Source organism: Paraburkholderia sp. J63, from assembly GCF_905220245.1.
GTDB lineage: Bacteria > Pseudomonadota > Gammaproteobacteria > Burkholderiales > Burkholderiaceae > Paraburkholderia.
The window spans coordinates 1-220 of record NZ_CAJMZF010000243.1; the positions used below are offsets into that span (position 1 = coordinate 1).

The 220-nt window shown below is 65.0% G+C and carries 1 protein-coding gene; it reads left to right on the forward strand.

Features of this window, described 5'->3' with window-relative positions; genetic code table 11:
* A partial coding sequence (locus U5775_RS39365; RefSeq protein WP_322063491.1) for a DUF3138 family protein occupies window positions 1-220 on the forward strand: 220 nt, incomplete at both ends.

Sequence of the window (220 nt, forward strand, 5' to 3'; positions counted from 1 at the left end):
CCGCGGCAACGGCATCACGCTGCTCGCCAACGAGCATGGCGACATCGGCAACAACATCCTGAACACGGCGGTCGTCACGGTGCCGGTGACGGCCACGGGCACGTTCGTGGCCGGTCTCATGTCGAGCTTCGGCGGCTACGAGGTGCAGCAGTCGAACCAGATGCTCACGCTCACCCACAACCTGCTCTACGACTTCTCGGATCCGGGCAGCTACGTGGGC